Here is a 16,446-nt window from a genome sequence, read left to right on the forward strand (position 1 = left end):
TGAGACGGGGTGGGGTGATTGCTCCACTCGGGCACTGTTCGTTGCGGAGAGACCATCACCCCACCCCGCTCGCGCTTCGCGCGATCGACCCTCCCCCTCCAGGGCAGGGCTATCGCATGTGGCCGAGGAGTTCGAAGAAGAAGGCATCGTTCCAGCCGGCCCGCTTGAGCTTGAGACGCAAGGAGATGGTGCTGTCGGGGTGAGCTCTGGCGACGTTGAGGGCAAGTCGCCTGAGGACGGCAAGGTTGGCAGGACCGTTGTCCTTGCGGTTGCGGGCCAGATCCTCGTCGAGGATGACGTCGAGCGGCCAGTGCAGGCCGTTTTCGATGGTCCAATGGGTGCGAACGATGCGCAAAACCTGTGTGCGACTGTAGTTTTGGCTCATCAGGAAGTAGCGCTCGACAGCTTTGTCCTTGCCGCGCTTGCTGGTGATCCGGGCGACAGCTTTGAGGGCGGGAAAGTTATGTTTCTCGGCCATGTCTTTGACGGGCACGACAAGCGCGCTGCGTCTTTCCTTACGCCCATGGTCTGCATCGGCGGTAGCAACCGGCTTCTTCCCCTTGCGCGCCGCTGCGGCAATCGCGGCCTTGGCGTCAGCCAGCAGGGCGGGCTGGTTCTCCTTCACCGCCAGCACGTAGTCGCCGCCCTGCGTCACGATCTGCTTGGCCATCCCTCGGTGACAATGCAGTGCATCGGCCGTCACGACGCAGCCTTTGAGTTGCAAGAGTTCGAGCAGTTGCAAAGCGCCGGCGGCTTCGTTGTTGTTCGGCGCCAGAACGTTGGCCAGCGCCATGCGCGTCTGCGCTGCCCACGCCGTCACCATCACCGGCGGCATGTGGCTTTTGCCGCTCTCGTAGCCACGCCGCAGCGCCTTGCCGTCCAACGCGATCACGCCTTGCGGCCGTGCAATCTGCGCGCCTTGAGCGAAGGCTTCCATAAAGCGGCGGAATGCCGCCTCGAATGCTTTTGGATCGAGCATGCGGAACACTCGGCTGAACGTGTCATGGCTCGGCAAGCCATGCTTGAGCACCAGCACGTCCTGCCAAAGATAAGCCTTCAGCCGCGCAAACAGCGCCATGTCGGTGCAACTCGTCGCTCCGCACAACGTCGCCATCAGCGCGATGAACAAAAGCTCCGTCAGGTCGTGCAGCGCATTGTCCGCACGCGGGTCGGGCAGGTCTTCGAAGCACTCCGAAAATCGATCCATCGGTCGCCCTCTCCAACTCCGGGAGCCACCTTCAGAATCGATTTCTCTCCAAATCGCAATGCCTTAGAGCCACATGCGATTCCCCTGCCCTCCAGGGGAGGGTGAAGAGCGTCACCTACCTGAACACATGCAGCGCCGCGTATTGCAGCAGCATGATCGCCTTGGCGTCGATGATGCGGCCGTCGGCGATCATCGCCAGCGCCTCGTCGATGGACAGTTCCAGCACCTCGATGTCCTCGCCCTCGTGTTCGAGGCCGCCGCCGTCGCTGACCCGCATGGAAGGCTCGTACTCGGCGACGAAGAAATGCAGCTTCTCGGTCACGGCACCGGGGCTCATGAACGCCTCGAACACTTTCTCGACGTGGTGCAGGCGATAGCCGGTTTCCTCCTCGGCCTCGGCGCGGATGCGGACCTCGGGGGCAGCGTCGTCCAGCACGCCCGCGGCCGCTTCGATCAGCAGATCGTCGTAGCCGCGGATGAACGCCGGCAGGCGGAATTGCTTCACCAGGATCACGCTGCGCCGTGCGCGGTTGTACGGCAGCACGGCGGCGGCGTTGTCGCGCTCATAGGTTTCGCGGTGCTGCGTCTGCCACTCGCCATTGCCGCGCTTGTACTCGAACGTGGTGGTCTTCAGGGGCGTCCAGTTGTCCGAGAGCACGCGGACGTCCTTGATGCGGACGCGGTCGGAAATCGTCATTGCTGTCTTCCGTCGAGCCATTTCTGGAACATCACCGATGTCGATTCCTCGAAACCCAGCGACCCGTAGAACGCGTTGGCCTGCGCATTCCCGCGCCGGACCAGGAGCTGGAGCTTCAGAATGCCCGCCGCGCGCAGCCAGTCCTCGGCTGCCGCCATGACCATCCGGCCATAGCCTCGCTTCTGGCAGTTGGGATCGACGGCGACGTAATAGACCCAGCCGCGATGGCCGTCATGGCCGACCATGATGGTGGCGACGATGGCGCCGCCATCGCGGCCGATCAGGATGGTGGAATTGTCGCGCCGCCGCGCGAGCGCGATGTCGGCATGCGGATCGTTCCAGGGCCGCGTCAGGCCGCAGCGCTGCCACAGTGCGACGACGTTCTCGACGTCGGAATCATTGATCGCGTCGACCTCGAGAGTCTTCACAGCACCTTCCCCGGATTCATGATGCCCTGCGGATCGAGCATCGCCTTGATCGATCGCATCAGCTCGATCGCGGTCTTGTCCTTCACCTCGGGCAGCTCGTCGCGCTTGAGCACGCCGATGCCGTGCTCGGCCGAGATCGAGCCGCCCATGCGCAGCACGATCTCGAACACGACCGCGTTCATCTCGTGCCAGCGTGCCAGAAAGTCCGCGGTGTCGGCGCCGATCGGCTGGCTGACATTGTAGTGCAGATTGCCGTCGCCGAGATGGCCGAACGGCACCGGCCGCGCGCCCGGAATCAGCTTCACCACGGCGGCATCGGCCTCGGCGATGAAGGCGGGCACGGCTGCAACGGGTACGGAGATGTCGTGCTTGATCGAGCCGCCCTCCGGCTTCTGCGCCGCCGACATTTCTTCGCGCAACTTCCAGAAATTATTGCGCTGGGTGAGGTTGGCCGCGATCACGGCATCGTCGACGATCTCCTCTTCCATGGCGCGGGCCAGGATCGTCTCCAGCGGCGTGCGGGCGTCGTCGCTCGGAGAGGACAATTCCATCAGCACGTACCAGGGATGTTTCTGTTGAAGCGGATCGCGCACGTCGATGCCGTGGCGGACCGAGAAATCGACCGCCATCTCCGACAGCAGCTCGAAGCTCGTCAGCGCGTTCGCCGCCTCGCTCTGCGCGATCGTCAGCAGCTTGAGCGCAGCCGCCGGCGAGTTTAGTCCGACGAAGGCGGTCTCGACCGCCCGCGGCTTCGGAAACAGTTTTAGCGTCGCCGCCGTGATGATGCCGAGCGTGCCTTCTGCGCCGATGAAGAGGTTGTGCAGATTGTAGCCGGTGTTGTCCTTCTTCAGCTTCGAGAGAGAATTGAGCACGCGGCCGTCGGCCAGCACCACCTCCAAGCCCAGCGCCATCTCGCGCGCGACGCCATAGGCGAGCGCGGCGGTGCCGCCGGCATTGGTCGAGAGATTCCCCCCGATGGTGCAGCTTCCTTCGGCACCCAGCGAGAGCGGAAACAGCCTGTCCGCGTCGGATGCCTTCGCCTGCGCGATCTGCAGCACCACGCCGGCTTCGACCGTCATGGTGTTCGACGCCGTGTCGACCTCGCGGATCTTGTCCAGCCGCCGCAGCGACACCACGACTTCGCCATTATGCGGCGTCTGCCCGCCGACCAGCCCGGTATTGCCGCCCTGCGGCACCAGCGCGATGTTGTGTGCAGAGGCGAGCTTGCAGATCGCGGAAACTTCGGTCGTCGATCCCGGGCGCAGCACCAGCGGCGAGCGGCCGTGGAACAGGTTGCGCTCCTCGGTGACGTAGGCCTCGATGTCGGCCGCATCGGTGATCGCGTGGCGGTCGCCGACGATCTTGCGGAATTGGTCGAACAGCTCGGGCGCTAGCGGAGGGGTGGCAGGCTTGTCGATGTTCATTCTCGTCTCTACTTCGCTCTTATTCGCTTGCGCATGATCTTGTCGGAAAACCGCGACACACTTTTCGCTAGCGCGGCCTGCCGGGTCCGGATCATGCGCTATCTTGCCACGGCAGCCCGGCGCAGCCGGTCGTTGATCGCTTCGCCCAGGCCTTCCTCGGGAATTGTCATCACAGCAATCGTGCGCGGGCTCTTCGCATCGAGGGCGCGAAGATAGCCGAACAGATTGGCGGCGGCTTCATCGAGATCAGCGGCGAGCGACAAATTCATGACAGCGGCGGCGGCATCCACGCCGGGCAGGCGCGCGGGGCCGAACGCCAGCAGCGCTTCGTCCGGCGCCACCTCGCGCGCGTTGAGCCGCACATGAGCGCGCGGCGCGTAATGCGAGGCCAGCATGCCCGGCGCCAGCGGCTGGCTGTCGTCGCTCTCGGCCTCCACCGGCGGCCGCGCCAGGGGCGCGCCGAGCACGGCCTCGATCCGCTCCCGCGACAGCCCGCCGGGGCGGAGCAGCATCGGCGCGTCGAAGCAGCCGACGATGGTCGATTCGACGCCGACCGTAACAGGCCCGCCGTCGACGATCAGGTCGATCCGCCCGGCAAGGTCGCTTGCGACATGGGCGGCCAGCGTCGGCGAGACATGGCCGGAAATGTTGGCGGACGGCGCCACCACGGCCCCGCCGAAGGCGCGCAGGATGTCTTGCGCCACCGGATGGGCGGGAATGCGGATCGCGACCGTGTCGAGGCCCGCGGTGGCGAGATCGGCCACCGGGCAGCCCTCCGTCTTCGGCACCACCAGCGTCAGCGGCCCCGGCCAGAACGCCTCCGCAAGCCTCTTGGCGCGCGCATCGAACCGGCCGATCGCCTGGGCGGCCGCGAGGCCGGCGACATGGGCGATCAGCGGATTGAAGGCCGGCCGCCCCTTGGCGGCATAGAGATGGGCGATCGCGGCGGCATTGGCGGCGTCCGCGCCGAGCCCGTAGACCGTCTCGGTCGGAAACGCGACCAGCCCCCCGACGGCCAAGGTCCGGGCGGCGGCGTCCGCGCCGGCCTCGCCGGCCGGTAAAATCAGCGTTTCAAGTCCCGTTTTCACAGGGATAAAATTCCTCATGCCGGCCGCTTGCAGTGCGCCGAACCCGCCGCTATAAGCCGCCTTCTTGTCGGAGTGTGGCTCAGCCCGGTAGAGCACTGCGTTCGGGACGCAGGGGTCGCAGGTTCGAATCCTGCCACTCCGACCAATCTTCCAAAAGTCGACGTTTTCCAGAGGCTTGGCGGACCGGCCGCCGGGGCCTCGGGAGCCCTTTCTGCAACGATTTTCGGGGCGGGTCCACGGCCGATTTGGCCGGGCAGGGGCGCTTGCTGCGGCGGCATGGCTGCGATTTCCGGGGGGCTGTCAGTTCAGGCCCTCGATAGAAGAGACCCCTGTTTGGCTCCGGATCCTGCAACCTGTAGCCGACCGGAGTAAGCGGTTAATGCAGGCGGCCATTCAACGCCTTGTTCAAATCGGTTCATTGCCCAGCTCAAATGTCGCCACCACGCCGGCGCTGCGGGAACTGGAAGCTTTGCTCGCCGAGGTGCAGACACCCATTACGGATGATGAGGCAAGGGCACTGGTACGATTGTTTGGGCCAGACGACTGCTTCGGGCTCGCGTGGGCGCTGCTTCATCTAATTGAGACATCTCCCGACTGGCCAATCGAAGATGCACTCGATGGTCTAAACGGAGAATGGATCGACAGGCTAAGAGAGCGCGGCACGAAGTCGCCGCAGTAGAGACACTGGCCGCATTCCAGGCCTTGACGACTACGTCGCCTATCTTCGCGCCACCAGCACGCCCACCAGAAACGCCACCATCAGCGACGGCAGCGGCGCCTCGCGGACCATGTCGCGAACGATGTCCTGCCAGTGCTGTTCCGGGACGAGCTTTGGCGACCTGACCTCCGCCATCGGCGTCATGCCCCACTCCGAGGCGAGCTCGGCAACCTCGCTCGAGGCAAGCCGTACACCATCGCGGACGCGGAAGATGGCGGCGTCGGATCGCTCGCGCGGCGCGAGCGCCATCAGGGTCGCGACGGCCGTGCGCAGCGTCATCTCGCCGTAGCCTTGCAGCCTCACCGATTCCTCGGGGTCGGACGTCATGTGAAATTCCTCACAGCGCCAAATTCTTCAAAGCGCCAAATCCTTCAAAGTGCAAAGTGGCGCGCGATGGTGAAGGCCGCCGTCGCGCACAGGACCAGCGTGGACACCGCGCCGGCCACACCGCGTGCGAGATCGGCTCGCGTCAGGTGCCTGGTCATGATTTTGCTCCATGCTTCCATGGAAATGGCGGTGCGCGGCGTTGGTTCCTCCGCGCGAAGTCGAATCGCTAGGTTCGTAGGATGGGTAGAGCCCTTGCGAAACCCATCACCTTCGTCCCGAATTTGATGGGTTTCGCTTCGCTCTACCCATCCTACAGGCTGTCGAATTGCCAGGACCGGACTACTTCCGCAGCAGTTCGCTCAATGCCGCCGTCGCCTCGGCGCAGCGGATGTCGTCGATCTCGCGTGACAGGCTGAGCGCGCTCGATCTCAGTTCTTCGACCTTCCAGCTCTCCGGATGTTGGCTTTCGAGCTGACCGAGCCGCTTGTTCAGATCGTCCAGTCTCGACTGGAGCTGCGAGACGCTGGCGGTCCCATTCACTTTCCAAACGCGCTGTGCACGCATCGTAGTTCCCTTGGCTTATCTCACGGCGTTGTGAGAGCGGTTCGTGGCCGGAATGGGAGTTTGTTTTGTCCGTCTTCAGTCCGTGGGGAACCGTTGCAGATTGGCAACGAAAGTTCCCGGACATTTGGCGCGCGGTCGGGCGAAAAGGCTTCGGCGAGATCATCGCGTTGCCCGACGGGCAAAACACCTGCAAGGCTGTCAATCCGCACGCGTGAAAATATTCCGCTTTACCGAAATTCGGTTTTGTCGTATGTGTCGCCCATCCCGGCTCATCCTTGAGGGGCGATCTTGTGGTCGTCATTTTCGCGAGCCGGGCTTGCGGTGGACGCGGCAGCGTCGGCACGAGATGGAGCGGGCAGGGCGGGTAGTCCCTGTGAGCCCGAAACCGTGTGCGGACGAACGGCGCTGTCAGGCTTCGTCTCGTCTGTAAGTTTCCGGCTCCGTCGACAGGGCCGGGAAAACTGCGGCGAAATGGCGGGCCGTGCGTACGGCAAAACCGTGTGGTCCTGGCCGTCGTTGCTACGGTCAAGCTTTCGCGGAGGTGTGTGCGAGCCCAACCGGGCGGACAGCATCATCCAATTCGCGAAGGCGAGGGAGGCCAGAGGGAAAGTTCGGCTCCCGGGAGAGCACGGCATAAGCCGTCCGACCATCGCGCAGGGAAGGCCGAGTGATTGGCACCACCTGTATGCTGCTGTGCGGTTTCCTGCGCTACATCTTCGCGCAGCGGACCGCGGGTGCGAGGTCAGCACCCGGCCTTCCCTGCGCCCTCTTGGCTCAAGAGGGGAGAGATGAAGCAAAGCTCGGGCGGAATGCGTCGCGAGGATGCGAAAGCATGTCTGCAAATTCAAATGCGAGCTGGAAGAGCGACGCTGCTGCCTCATACGCCGTCATTGCGAGCGAAGCGAAGCAATCCAGAGTCTTTCTGCAGAGGGATTCTGGATTGCTTCGTCGCAAGGGCTCCTCGCAATGACGATGTGGAGAGGGCGTGGCCCACACGCCGCTCTCGTGCCCCGGACGCAGCGCCGCACCACTACATGCCGCAGCGCGTCCGGGACACGAGACCTGATGACGCCGCTGCCGAACCTTATCCCCATTCACAACTCCGTGTCTTTATTCGGAAACGATCATTCCCTATTATCCCGCAATGCAAAAAACCGCCCGCCGCTCCCCGCCTGCTGCCCAGCCACCCGGCCGTCCCCGGGAGTTCGACATGGACACCGCCCTCGACGGGGCGGTGCGGGTGTTCTGCGAGCGCGGCTATCATGCCACCTCGATCGGAGATCTCACCGCGGCGATGCGGCTTGCCACCGGCAGCGTCTACAAGGCGTTTCGCGACAAGCACGCCGTGTTCGTCGCCGCCTTCGAGCGCTATGCCATGGTGCGCGGGGAGCAGACCCGCAGCGCGGCCGCGCGCGGTGCCAATGGCCGCGAACGCTTGCGTCTGGTGCTCGAGTCCTATGTCGAGCACTCGCAGGGCAACGAAGGGCGCCGCGGCTGCATCGTGGTCGGCAGCGCCGTCGAGCTGTCGGCGGTCGATCCGGTGATCCGCGCCCGCGTCAGCGCCCAGCTCAAGAGCAACGAGAGCTTCATCGCCGGCCTCATCCGCGAAGGCCAGGCCGACGGTTCGATTCCGGACCATGTCGCGGCCGACGACACGGCGCGTCTGATGATCTGCATCACGCAGGGCCTGCGCGTCGTCGGCAAGGCGCGCCTGCCGCTCGACGGGATGCGCCTGGTCGGTGTCGCGATGAAACTGCTCACCTGATTTCTTGCCATATTAGGGAATGATCGTTCCCGATCTTCCAGGAGGCCGCACGTCATGACGATGAATGCCACGATCGAGACCGCGCCCGGGCCGGATGCGGTGTCGCAGCGACTGACCTTCGTGCTGGCCGCGGCCTGTGGCATGGTCGCCGCCAACATCTACTATGCCCAGCCGCTGATCGCCCCGATCAGCGCCGCGCTCGGCCTGTCGCACGCAGCCAGCGGGCTGATCGTCACCATGACGCAGATCGGCTACGGCGTGGGGCTTCTGTTCATCGTGCCGCTCGGCGACCTCGTCGAGAACCGCGCGCTGATCTGCTCCGTCATCATGCTCGGCGCGGCAGCCCTGCTCGCCGCCGCGTTCGCGACGCACGCGCTGCCGTTCCTGATCGCCGCGCTGTTCATCGGGCTCGGCTCGGTCGCGGTGCAGATCATCATTCCCTACGCCGCGCATCTCGCACCTGACGCCATCCGCGGCCGCGTGGTCGGCAACGTCTCGACCGGGTTGATGCTCGGCATCATGCTGGCGCGGCCGGTGTCGAGCTTCGTCACCGCAGCGCTGTCTTGGCACGCGGTGTTCTTCGTCTCGGCCGCGCTGATGATCGTGCTCGCCGCCGTGCTGTGGATGACGCTGCCGAAGCGCAAGCCGGTCGCGCGCATGCATTACGGCACGCTGCTGCTGTCGATGCCGCATCTGGCCCGGACCACGCCGCTGCTGCGGCGCCGTGCGCTCTATCAGGCGAGCCTGTTCGGCGCCTTCACCCTGTTCTGGACGGTGGCGCCGCTTCAGCTCGCGGGCGAATTCGGCTTCTCCCAGCGCGGCATCGCGCTGTTCGCACTGGCCGGTGTCGCCGGCGTGTTCGCAGCCCCGATCGCGGGACGGCTCGCGGACAGTGGCCATAGCCGAATCACGACGCTGGTCGCGATGCTGCTCACCGCCGGCGGATTCCTCGTGACCTATGTCGGCGCGCCCGGCACGATGCTGAACCTCGCTTGCCTGGTCGTCGCCGCGATCGCGATCGATATCGGCGTGCATGGCAATGTCGTGCTCGGCTTCCGCGCCATCTTCGTGCTCGGGCACGAGCACCGCAGCCGCCTCAACGGCCTCTATATGGCGACGTTCTTCGCGGCCGGCGCGGCCGGCTCCGCAATCGGCGCCTTCGCCTTCGCGCTGGGCGGCTGGATGCTGGCATCGGCCATTGGCCTTGCGCTGCCCGTTGCGGGCCTGATCTATGCGGCAACAGAGTAGTGGTACGATTGTGTGCTCTCGCCCGTTTACCAAGCCCTGGATACGAGGCCCCGGACCGTAAGATTTCCGTCTCGCGGTTTCGCGGCGGCTGTAGTACTTTGGTCGCAAGCGGGCCCGGTTAACGGGCGGCAGGGGGAGGCTGATGAGGCGTGCGGGACTGGTTGGCGTACCGCGAGTACGGCCATGGTCGTGGCAGGCATTTCTGCTGGGATTTGTCGTCATCGCGGCGTCGGCCGCGCTTGAAGGCGTCTGCGTCGCGTTCGGCGCAAAGCTCTATTTCGCGGCGTTCCTGCCCGGCCTGTTCGTGCTCGGCCTCGTCGCGGGCGCACCGGCGGCGGCGTTCGCCGCGTTGCTCACCATTCCGCTGGTGTGGTGGGCTTTCATCCCGCCTTTCTTCGAGTTCAATTCCCTGACCAGCGCCAACACGGATTCCATCAACCTGTTCTGCCTGCTCGCCGTGCTGCTGATCGGCCTCGCCGATCTCTGCCGCGAGACGATGGCCATGATCAGCCGCGGCGGGCTGAAGCGGTCGGGCGAGAGCGCGGCAACGAATTCGCAATAAACCGGCCGCGCGCGGGAAGCTGCGTTGCGCCCGCGCAACAGTCCGGCAACCATTCGACAGCTTGCCGCGCGGCGCTAACTTTTCGAAAAAGATTTGGCCGCAGTTTCTCCCCCGGGAATACGAGGGAGTTTTCGACATGAACGGCCAAATCAACGGTCATGCCATCTTTGAGAACGTGCGCCGCTATCGCGGCATCGCATCGCTCTATCGCCAGACCGCTGCATTCCGCCCCGGCCAGCGCTGGTCGCTGCTGGAGCAGGCGAGCGAGTGGGAAGCGCGGGCGCTGTCGGAGCTGGAAGCCTATTTCGCGACGCGCGCGGATTACGCCGGCCCGCTCGCGGCCTGATCGTTAACCATCACGGCACGATGGTGAGATCGGGCGCAGGCACCACGAACTGCCCGCCCCACGTGCGGACCTCCGCCAGCTGGGCGATGACCTCGTCCCTCAGATTCCAGGGCAGGATGAAGACGTAATCGGGCCTCGCCGCGACCAGCGCTGCGGGATCGCGGACCGGCAGATGCGTCCCCGGCAGCAGCAGGCCCTGCTTGTGCGGATTGCGATCCACGGTGAACGGAATCATCTCGCGCGTGACGCCGCAATAATTGAGCAGCGTGTTGCCCTTCGCGGGCGCGCCATAGGCCAGCACCGACTTGCCCGCGCGCCGCGCCGCGCGAAGAAAGTCGCGGATCATCGCGCGCTTCGTCGCAACGCGCTGCTGAAAATCAAGATAGGTCTCGGGCTCGCCAAGCCGCGCCATCGCCTCGCGCCGGCGCAACGTATCGAGCGCGGATGAAGACTTGCGATGCGCAGCGTCCGTGCAGACGTGCAGGCGCAGCGAGCCGCCATGCGTCGGCAACTCCTCCGCATCGAAGACGTGCAGGCCATGCGCGCGAAAAACCGTCTCGAGGGTCGCGAGCGAGAAGTACGACAGATGCTCGTGATAGATCGTGTCGAACTGCACCTGCTCGATCAGCTGTAGCAGATGCGGGAGCTCCAGCGTGATGCGCCCGGTGTCGGGCAGGAGAATGCGCAGGCCCGCGACGAAGTCGTTGATGTCAGGGACGTGCGGCAGCACGTTGTTGGCGACGATCAGGTCGGGGCTGTGGCCTTCGGCGCGGAGGGCTGCGGCGGTATCGCGGCCGAAATAGCAGGTTTGGGTCGTAATGCCCCGGGCGCGTGCAGCGGCCGCAGGTCCGCCGGCTGGCTCGACGCCGAGCACGCGGAGGCCGGCGCGCAGAAAATATTGCAGGAGATAGCCGTCGTTGCTGGCGATCTCGATCACCTCCGATGCCGCGTTGAGGTTGGTACGAACGATCATCTCATTGGCGTAGGCCTCCGCGTGCCGCAGCCAGCTCTCGGAATAGGAGGAGTAGTAGAGATACCGGTCGAAGATGTTCGCCGCCGGCTCGAACTGCGGGAGCTGGACCAGTCCGCAGCCGCGGCAGGCATAGGCGTGCAGCGGATAGGCGGGCTCGAGGGCGTCCGCGCGCTCGGGCGGCACGAAGGAATTCGCCAAAGGCGACAGGCCGAGATCGACGAAGGTTTCGTCGAGCCTCTCGACGCAGAAGCGGCATCGATGCCTGGCCATGGGGGGCGCCTTGTTGTGCCGCTCTGCGTCGGCTGCTAGTGATTCCTCCGGAACCACAGACGTTCCGACATCGCCGTGCGCGATGCAACGAAAAAGCAAATTGCGTTCGGGGAAGGATGGGCGCGAACGGCGCCGCAACGAGGGGGCGCCTGACATGAAGTTCACCCCGTTGAAACTGCCGGGGGTGTTGGAAATCGGGATCGAACCGGAGATCGATGCGCGCGGATTCTTCGCGCGGCTGTTCGACCTTGAGGCCTTCGCGGCGCACGGCCTGCCGACGCATTTCGCGCAGCACAGCCTGTCTCACAACGAACGCGCCGGCACCTTGCGCGGCCTGCACTACCAGGCGGGAGGGCTGGAGGCCAAGCTGGTGCGCTGCGTTGCCGGCCGCGCCTTCGACGTGATCGTCGACCTGCGCCGATCGGGGCCGACCTATGGACAATGGTGTTCGGTCGAGCTCGCTGCCATCAGCCACAATGCCGTGTTCATTCCCGCCGGATGCGCGCACGGCTTCCAGACGCTCGTCGACGGCACCGAGCTGATGTACCAGATCGACGTGGCTTACGACGCGCAAGCCGCGGCCGGCATTCGCTGGGACGATCCGTCGCTGGCGATCGCCTGGCCGCTTGCCGATCCCATTCTGTCCGCGCGCGACCGTGCGCTGCCCTATCTCACATGAAGCGGGTGCTGGTCACAGGCGCGTCCGGATTCATTGGCCGTGCGCTGGTGCCTGTGCTGCTCGATTACGGCTACGAGGTCCACGGCGTTGCGCGCGCGCCGCAGCCGCAGACGGCCGGTGTTGACATGGCACGCGGCCGACCTGCTGACCGATGACGGCCGTGCTCACGTGCTGTCCGCCGCGACGCCGACGCATCTGGTTCATCTCGCCTGGGAAGCGCGGCCAGGGCGTTATCGCGACGACCCCGTCAACCGGCTCTGGGCGGAGGCGAGCATCGACCTGCTTGCACATACGCAAGCAGGCGGTGTCGTCCGGATCCTCGGGATCGGAAGCTGCCTCGAATACGGGCCGCAAACCGGCTTGTGCGATGAAGGCACCAGCGTATGCCGGCCCACGACCCTGTACGGACAAGCCAAGTTCGCTACCGCCGAAGCCTACATCGCGGCCCGGGCGGCCTGGGGCCGCGTGTTTTTCCCGTTCGGCCCGCACGAGCCGGACGCGCGTCTCATCCCATCGCTGATCCGGAGCCTCCGCGCAGGACAGGACTTCGCCTGCTCGCATGGCGCGCAGCTTCGCGACGTCGTCTATGTCGAGGACCTCGCGCAGATGATCGCCGCCGTCCTCGACAGCGAGCTGATCGGCGCAGTCAATCTCGCCAGCGGGGAGCCGCGCAGCCTGCGCAGCGTGGTCGAGCATTTCGCCGATCGCGTGGGTGCACAGCACCTGGTCAGGTTCGGCACCGTCGATGCAACGGGCGTCGACGCCGCGCCGATCATTGCCGCCGATGTTGGCCGCCTCCGCAGCGTGACTGCGGGCGTGCCGGTCATTGGATTTGCGGAGGGCGCTGACCGCGCTCTCGCATGGTGGCTCGATCGCCTGCCGGGGAGGGGGTGACGTGCCGTTGCCTCGCCGTGAGCGCACGGCAAAACAGCACCCGTGGCAATTACGGTGTTGTCTCGCTGCCCGCGTGTGCTAGCAACGCGCCCAGATTTCCTTCAATTGGGCCGGGGCAAGCGATGATCACCTTCAACCGCATCTTCACGACGGAGCGTCTGCTCCAGATCATCGTGATCCTTGCCGCGACCATCGCCATGAAGCTGATGGGGTGAGTATTAGCGGGCTATAGCCCGCTGAACTCGGGCACTTCGGGCAGATAGTTCGAGCCCTCGGAGCCCAGGAAATCGAACATCGCCTGCGCCGGCGGCAGCAGCACCTTGTCGCTGCGGCGGATCACGTACCATTGCCGGACGATCGGCAGGCCGGCAACGTCGAGCACGATGAGGCGGCCCTCTGCGAGCTCATGCGCGACGGTGTGGGCCGAGATGAAGGCGATGCCGAGCCCTGCGATGACCGCCTGCTTGATCGTCTCGTTGCTGCTCATCTCCATGCCGATGATCGGCTCCAGATCCGACTTCTGGAACATGCCCTCCATCAGCGTCCGCGTGCCCGATCCCGGCTCGCGGGTGAGGAAGGTCTCGTGGACGAGGTCGGTGAGGCTGAGGCCTGAATCCTTCTCCAGCCAGTGGCCCTTGCGGGCGACGATGATGTGCGGATTGCGCCCGAGCTGACGGACGTCGACGCTGACGTCGGCCGGTGGCCGACCCATCACCGCGAAATCGAGGTCGTAGCCGTGCATGGCCTCGCGGATGTCCTCGCGGTTGCCGACGGTGAGCTTGATCTCGATCTTCGGATAGCGCTTGGAGAACGCCGCGATCGCATGCGGCACGAAGTACTTCGCGGTCGAGACCGCGCCGAGATGCACCGTGCCGCCGGTCCGCCCTGCGAGCAGGTCGAGCGCGCCCTGGCAGTCCATGATCGCGGCCTCGACGCGCTCGGCCAGGGCCAGAACTTCCCGGCCGGCCTCCGTCAGCAGCATGCCGTCGCCGGTCCGCTGCACCAGCGGCAAGCCTGCAAGGTCCTGAAGTTGGCGGAGCTGCTGGGTCACGGCCGGCTGGGTCAGGCCGAGCTGGCTCGAGGCCGCCGTGACGCTGCCCTTGGCCGAGAGTGCCGCGAGCGAACGAAGCTGCCGGATCGTCAGATGCCGGAGCTGGGCTGCCGCATGGCCGGGGCCATTATAAGAAAATTCTTTGGCGACCATTATGAATAGAAATTTTCCTTATTAAGCCGCCGCTGTCAATCTCCTCGTGCCGGGACCGACCGCACCGACCTCCAGAGGGGAGGGAACTGGATGCGGCGACCGCAAGGGGATGGACGCAGATGACCGGGCAACTCAGGCTGGACGACCACCTTCAACGGTATTCCGAGACGGCGCCGCATGCGCTGGCCGTGGCGGCGGCAGTCGACGCGATTGCGGCAGCGGCGATCGAGATCGCCGACCTCGTCGCCACCGGCGATCTCGCGGACGCCTCCGGCCTGACCACCGGCCGCAACAGCGACGGCGATATCCAGCGCGATCTCGACGTGCAGGCCGACGCCATCCTGCGCCGCTGCCTCGGCAAGCTGCCGATCGCGGCGCTGGCGTCAGAGGAGATGCGCGAGCCGCAGATCGGCGACCGTGCGGCGAAGATCTGCGTTGCGATCGACCCGCTCGACGGCTCGTCCAACATCGACATCAACATGACCGTCGGCACGATCTTCTCGATCCTGCCCGCGCCTGATGATCTCGCTCTCGCCTTCCATCAGCGCGGATCGGTGCAGCTTGCGGCGGGGTTCGTCACCTACGGCCCGCAGACCTCGCTGGTGCTGACGCTCGGCGACGGCGTCGACATCTTCACGCTCGACCGCAAGTCCGGCTGCTTCCGTCTCGCGCGCAGCGGTGCGCAGATCGCCGAGGCGTGCGAGGAATTCGCGATCAATGCGTCGAACCGCCGGCACTGGGAATCCCCGGTGCGTGCCTTCGTCGACGAATGTCTTGCCGGCGTCGAAGGACCGGCCAACCACAATTTCAACATGCGCTGGGTTGGTTCGCTGGTTGCGGAAGCCTATCGCATCCTCACCCGCGGCGGCGTGTTCCTCTATCCCTCGGACGCGCGTCCCGGCTATGGCGACGGCCGCCTGCGCCTCGTCTACGAGGCGCACCCGATGGCTTACATCATCGAGCAGGCCGGCGGCTCCGCCACGACCGGGCGCGACCGCATCCTCGACCTGTCGGCGCAAAGCCTGCATCAGCGCGTGCCGCTCATCATGGGATCGAGCAACGAGGTGCGGCGGGTCGAGGAACTGCACTGCGATCCGCTGCTGGTCGCCAGCGTCTCTGCGCCGCTGTTCGCGCGGCGCGGCTTCTTCCGGTTGTGAGCGAGGCATCCCATGTCCAGGAAGCATCCGATCATCTCCATCACCGGCTCCTCCGGCGCCGGCACCACGTCGGTGAAGAAGACGTTCGAGCAGATATTCTTCCGCGAGAAGGTCAACGCCGCCTATATCGAGGGTGACGCCTTCCATCGCTACGACCGCGCGGAGATGCGCACGCAGATGGCAAAGGAGGCCGAGCGCGGCAACAGGCATTTCAGCCATTTCAGCCCTGAAACGAACCTGTTCGAGGAACTGGAGCGCGCTTTCCGCGACTATGGCGAGACTGGTACCGCGACGACGCGTCATTACGTGCACGACGCCGAGGAATCGGCGCTCCACGGCGTCGCCCCCGGCACCTTTACCGAATGGCAGCGGCTGCCGGAGAATTCGGACCTGCTGTTCTACGAAGGCCTGCACGGCGCCGTCGTCACGGACAAGGTGAATGTCGCGCGCTACGCCGACCTCAAGATCGGTGTCGTGCCCGTCATCAATCTCGAATGGATCCAGAAGCTGCACCGCGACCGCAGCGCGCGGGGCTATTCGACCGAGGCCGTGACCGACACCATCCTGCGGCGAATGCCTGACTACATCCACTACATCTGTCCGCAATTCACCGAGACCGACATCAACTTCCAGCGCGTGCCGACGGTGGACACCTCCAATCCGTTCATCGCGCGCTGGATCCCGACGCCGGACGAATCGATGGTCGTGATCCGCTTCAAGAACCCGCGCGGCATCGATTTTCCCTATCTGCTCTCGATGCTGCCGCACAGCTGGATGTCGCGCGCCAATTCGATCGTGTGTCCCGGTGCGAAGCTCGACCTCGCGATGCAGCTGATCCTGACGCCGCTGATCATGCAGCTCATCGAGCGCAAGCGAAATCTGAAGTGAACAAGGG

The 16,446-nt window shown here is 65.3% G+C and carries 17 protein-coding genes, 1 tRNA gene and 1 pseudogene; 10 read left to right on the forward strand and 9 right to left on the reverse strand.

Features of this window, described 5'->3' with window-relative positions; genetic code table 11:
• Positions 1-109: 109 nt before the first annotated feature.
• The 5 genes from I3J27_RS09090 to I3J27_RS09110 all read right to left on the reverse strand — a co-directional run bounded on the left by I3J27_RS09090 (position 110) and on the right by I3J27_RS09110 (position 4,862).
• Positions 110-1,207, reverse strand: a complete 1,098-nt coding sequence (locus tag I3J27_RS09090; protein ID WP_270161936.1) for an ISAs1 family transposase — start codon at positions 1,205-1,207, stop codon at positions 110-112.
• A 115-nt stretch (positions 1,208-1,322) separates the two neighbouring features.
• On the reverse strand, positions 1,323-1,904 hold the full coding sequence (locus tag I3J27_RS09095; protein WP_270167916.1) for an NUDIX hydrolase: 582 nt from the start codon (positions 1,902-1,904) through the stop codon (positions 1,323-1,325).
• Positions 1,901-2,332, reverse strand: coding sequence for a GNAT family acetyltransferase (locus tag I3J27_RS09100; RefSeq protein ID WP_270167918.1), 432 nt, complete (start codon positions 2,330-2,332; stop codon positions 1,901-1,903). The genes I3J27_RS09095 and I3J27_RS09100 overlap by 4 nt, the downstream gene beginning before the upstream one ends.
• The gene (locus tag I3J27_RS09105) at positions 2,329-3,756 is read right to left on the reverse strand and encodes an FAD-binding oxidoreductase (protein ID WP_270167920.1); all 1,428 of its coding nucleotides are present in this window, start codon (positions 3,754-3,756) and stop codon (positions 2,329-2,331) included. Before I3J27_RS09105 ends, I3J27_RS09100 begins: the two co-directional genes overlap by 4 nt.
• A 98-nt stretch (positions 3,757-3,854) precedes the next feature.
• Positions 3,855-4,862, reverse strand: coding sequence for an L-threonylcarbamoyladenylate synthase (locus I3J27_RS09110; RefSeq protein ID WP_270167922.1), 1,008 nt, complete (start codon positions 4,860-4,862; stop codon positions 3,855-3,857).
• A 50-nt stretch (positions 4,863-4,912) separates the two neighbouring features.
• Between I3J27_RS09110 and I3J27_RS09115 the strand changes: the two genes are divergently transcribed.
• Both I3J27_RS09115 and I3J27_RS09120 read left to right on the forward strand, forming a co-directional pair.
• Positions 4,913-4,989, forward strand: a tRNA-Pro gene (locus tag I3J27_RS09115).
• Between the two features lie 234 nt (positions 4,990-5,223).
• Positions 5,224-5,523, forward strand: coding sequence for a hypothetical protein (locus tag I3J27_RS09120; RefSeq protein WP_270167924.1), 300 nt, complete (start codon positions 5,224-5,226; stop codon positions 5,521-5,523).
• Between the two features lie 39 nt (positions 5,524-5,562).
• On the opposite strand, the gene I3J27_RS09125 is transcribed toward I3J27_RS09120, so the two are convergent.
• The gene (locus I3J27_RS09125; RefSeq protein ID WP_270167926.1) at positions 5,563-5,889 is read right to left on the reverse strand and encodes a hypothetical protein; all 327 of its coding nucleotides are present in this window, start codon (positions 5,887-5,889) and stop codon (positions 5,563-5,565) included.
• Between the two features lie 339 nt (positions 5,890-6,228).
• Positions 6,229-6,453, reverse strand: coding sequence for a hypothetical protein (locus I3J27_RS09130; RefSeq protein WP_270167928.1), 225 nt, complete (start codon positions 6,451-6,453; stop codon positions 6,229-6,231).
• A gap of 1,144 nt (positions 6,454-7,597) precedes the next feature.
• On the opposite strand from I3J27_RS09130, the gene I3J27_RS09135 reads away from it, so the two are divergent.
• The 4 genes from I3J27_RS09135 (at position 7,598) to I3J27_RS09150 (ending at position 10,374) form a co-directional block, all read left to right on the forward strand.
• Positions 7,598-8,218, forward strand: a complete 621-nt coding sequence (locus I3J27_RS09135; RefSeq protein WP_370691947.1) for a TetR/AcrR family transcriptional regulator — start codon at positions 7,598-7,600, stop codon at positions 8,216-8,218.
• Positions 8,219-8,272: 54 nt separating this feature from the next.
• Positions 8,273-9,466, forward strand: a complete 1,194-nt coding sequence (locus I3J27_RS09140; protein WP_270167933.1) for an MFS transporter — start codon at positions 8,273-8,275, stop codon at positions 9,464-9,466.
• Positions 9,467-9,608: 142 nt separating this feature from the next.
• Positions 9,609-10,028: a DUF4118 domain-containing protein gene (locus I3J27_RS09145; protein ID WP_270167934.1), complete on the forward strand. Its 420-nt coding sequence runs from the start codon at positions 9,609-9,611 to the stop codon at positions 10,026-10,028.
• 136 nt (positions 10,029-10,164) lie between these two features.
• On the forward strand, positions 10,165-10,374 hold the full coding sequence (locus I3J27_RS09150; protein WP_270167935.1) for a hypothetical protein: 210 nt from the start codon (positions 10,165-10,167) through the stop codon (positions 10,372-10,374).
• 10 nt (positions 10,375-10,384) lie between these two features.
• Here I3J27_RS09150 and I3J27_RS09155 read toward each other — a convergent pair whose 3' ends face one another.
• A complete protein-coding gene (locus tag I3J27_RS09155; protein ID WP_270167936.1) occupies positions 10,385-11,617 on the reverse strand; it encodes a class I SAM-dependent methyltransferase in 1,233 nt (410 codons plus the stop codon).
• Between the two features lie 154 nt (positions 11,618-11,771).
• On the opposite strand from I3J27_RS09155, the gene rfbC reads away from it, so the two are divergent.
• Positions 11,772-12,296, forward strand: a complete 525-nt coding sequence (gene rfbC / locus I3J27_RS09160; protein ID WP_270167937.1) for a dTDP-4-dehydrorhamnose 3,5-epimerase — start codon at positions 11,772-11,774, stop codon at positions 12,294-12,296.
• Positions 12,293-13,190, forward strand: a pseudogene (locus I3J27_RS09165) (NAD-dependent epimerase/dehydratase family protein). Before rfbC ends, I3J27_RS09165 begins: the two are co-directional and overlap by 4 nt.
• 226 nt (positions 13,191-13,416) lie before the next feature.
• Here I3J27_RS09165 and I3J27_RS09170 read toward each other — a convergent pair.
• On the reverse strand, positions 13,417-14,394 hold the full coding sequence (locus tag I3J27_RS09170; protein ID WP_270167938.1) for a LysR family transcriptional regulator: 978 nt from the start codon (positions 14,392-14,394) through the stop codon (positions 13,417-13,419).
• A 119-nt stretch (positions 14,395-14,513) separates the two neighbouring features.
• On the opposite strand from I3J27_RS09170, the gene I3J27_RS09175 reads away from it, so the two are divergent.
• Together I3J27_RS09175 and I3J27_RS09180 are read left to right on the forward strand one after the other, a co-directional pair.
• Positions 14,514-15,551 carry a class 1 fructose-bisphosphatase gene (locus tag I3J27_RS09175; RefSeq protein ID WP_270167939.1) on the forward strand — a complete coding sequence of 346 codons (1,038 nt, stop codon included), beginning with the start codon at positions 14,514-14,516 and terminating at the stop codon, positions 15,549-15,551.
• Positions 15,552-15,563: 12 nt separating this feature from the next.
• The gene (locus I3J27_RS09180; protein WP_270167940.1) at positions 15,564-16,439 is read left to right on the forward strand and encodes a phosphoribulokinase; all 876 of its coding nucleotides are present in this window, start codon (positions 15,564-15,566) and stop codon (positions 16,437-16,439) included.
• Positions 16,440-16,446 lie beyond the last annotated feature (7 nt).

Source organism: Bradyrhizobium xenonodulans (assembly GCF_027594865.1).
Classification (GTDB): domain Bacteria; phylum Pseudomonadota; class Alphaproteobacteria; order Rhizobiales; family Xanthobacteraceae; genus Bradyrhizobium; species Bradyrhizobium xenonodulans.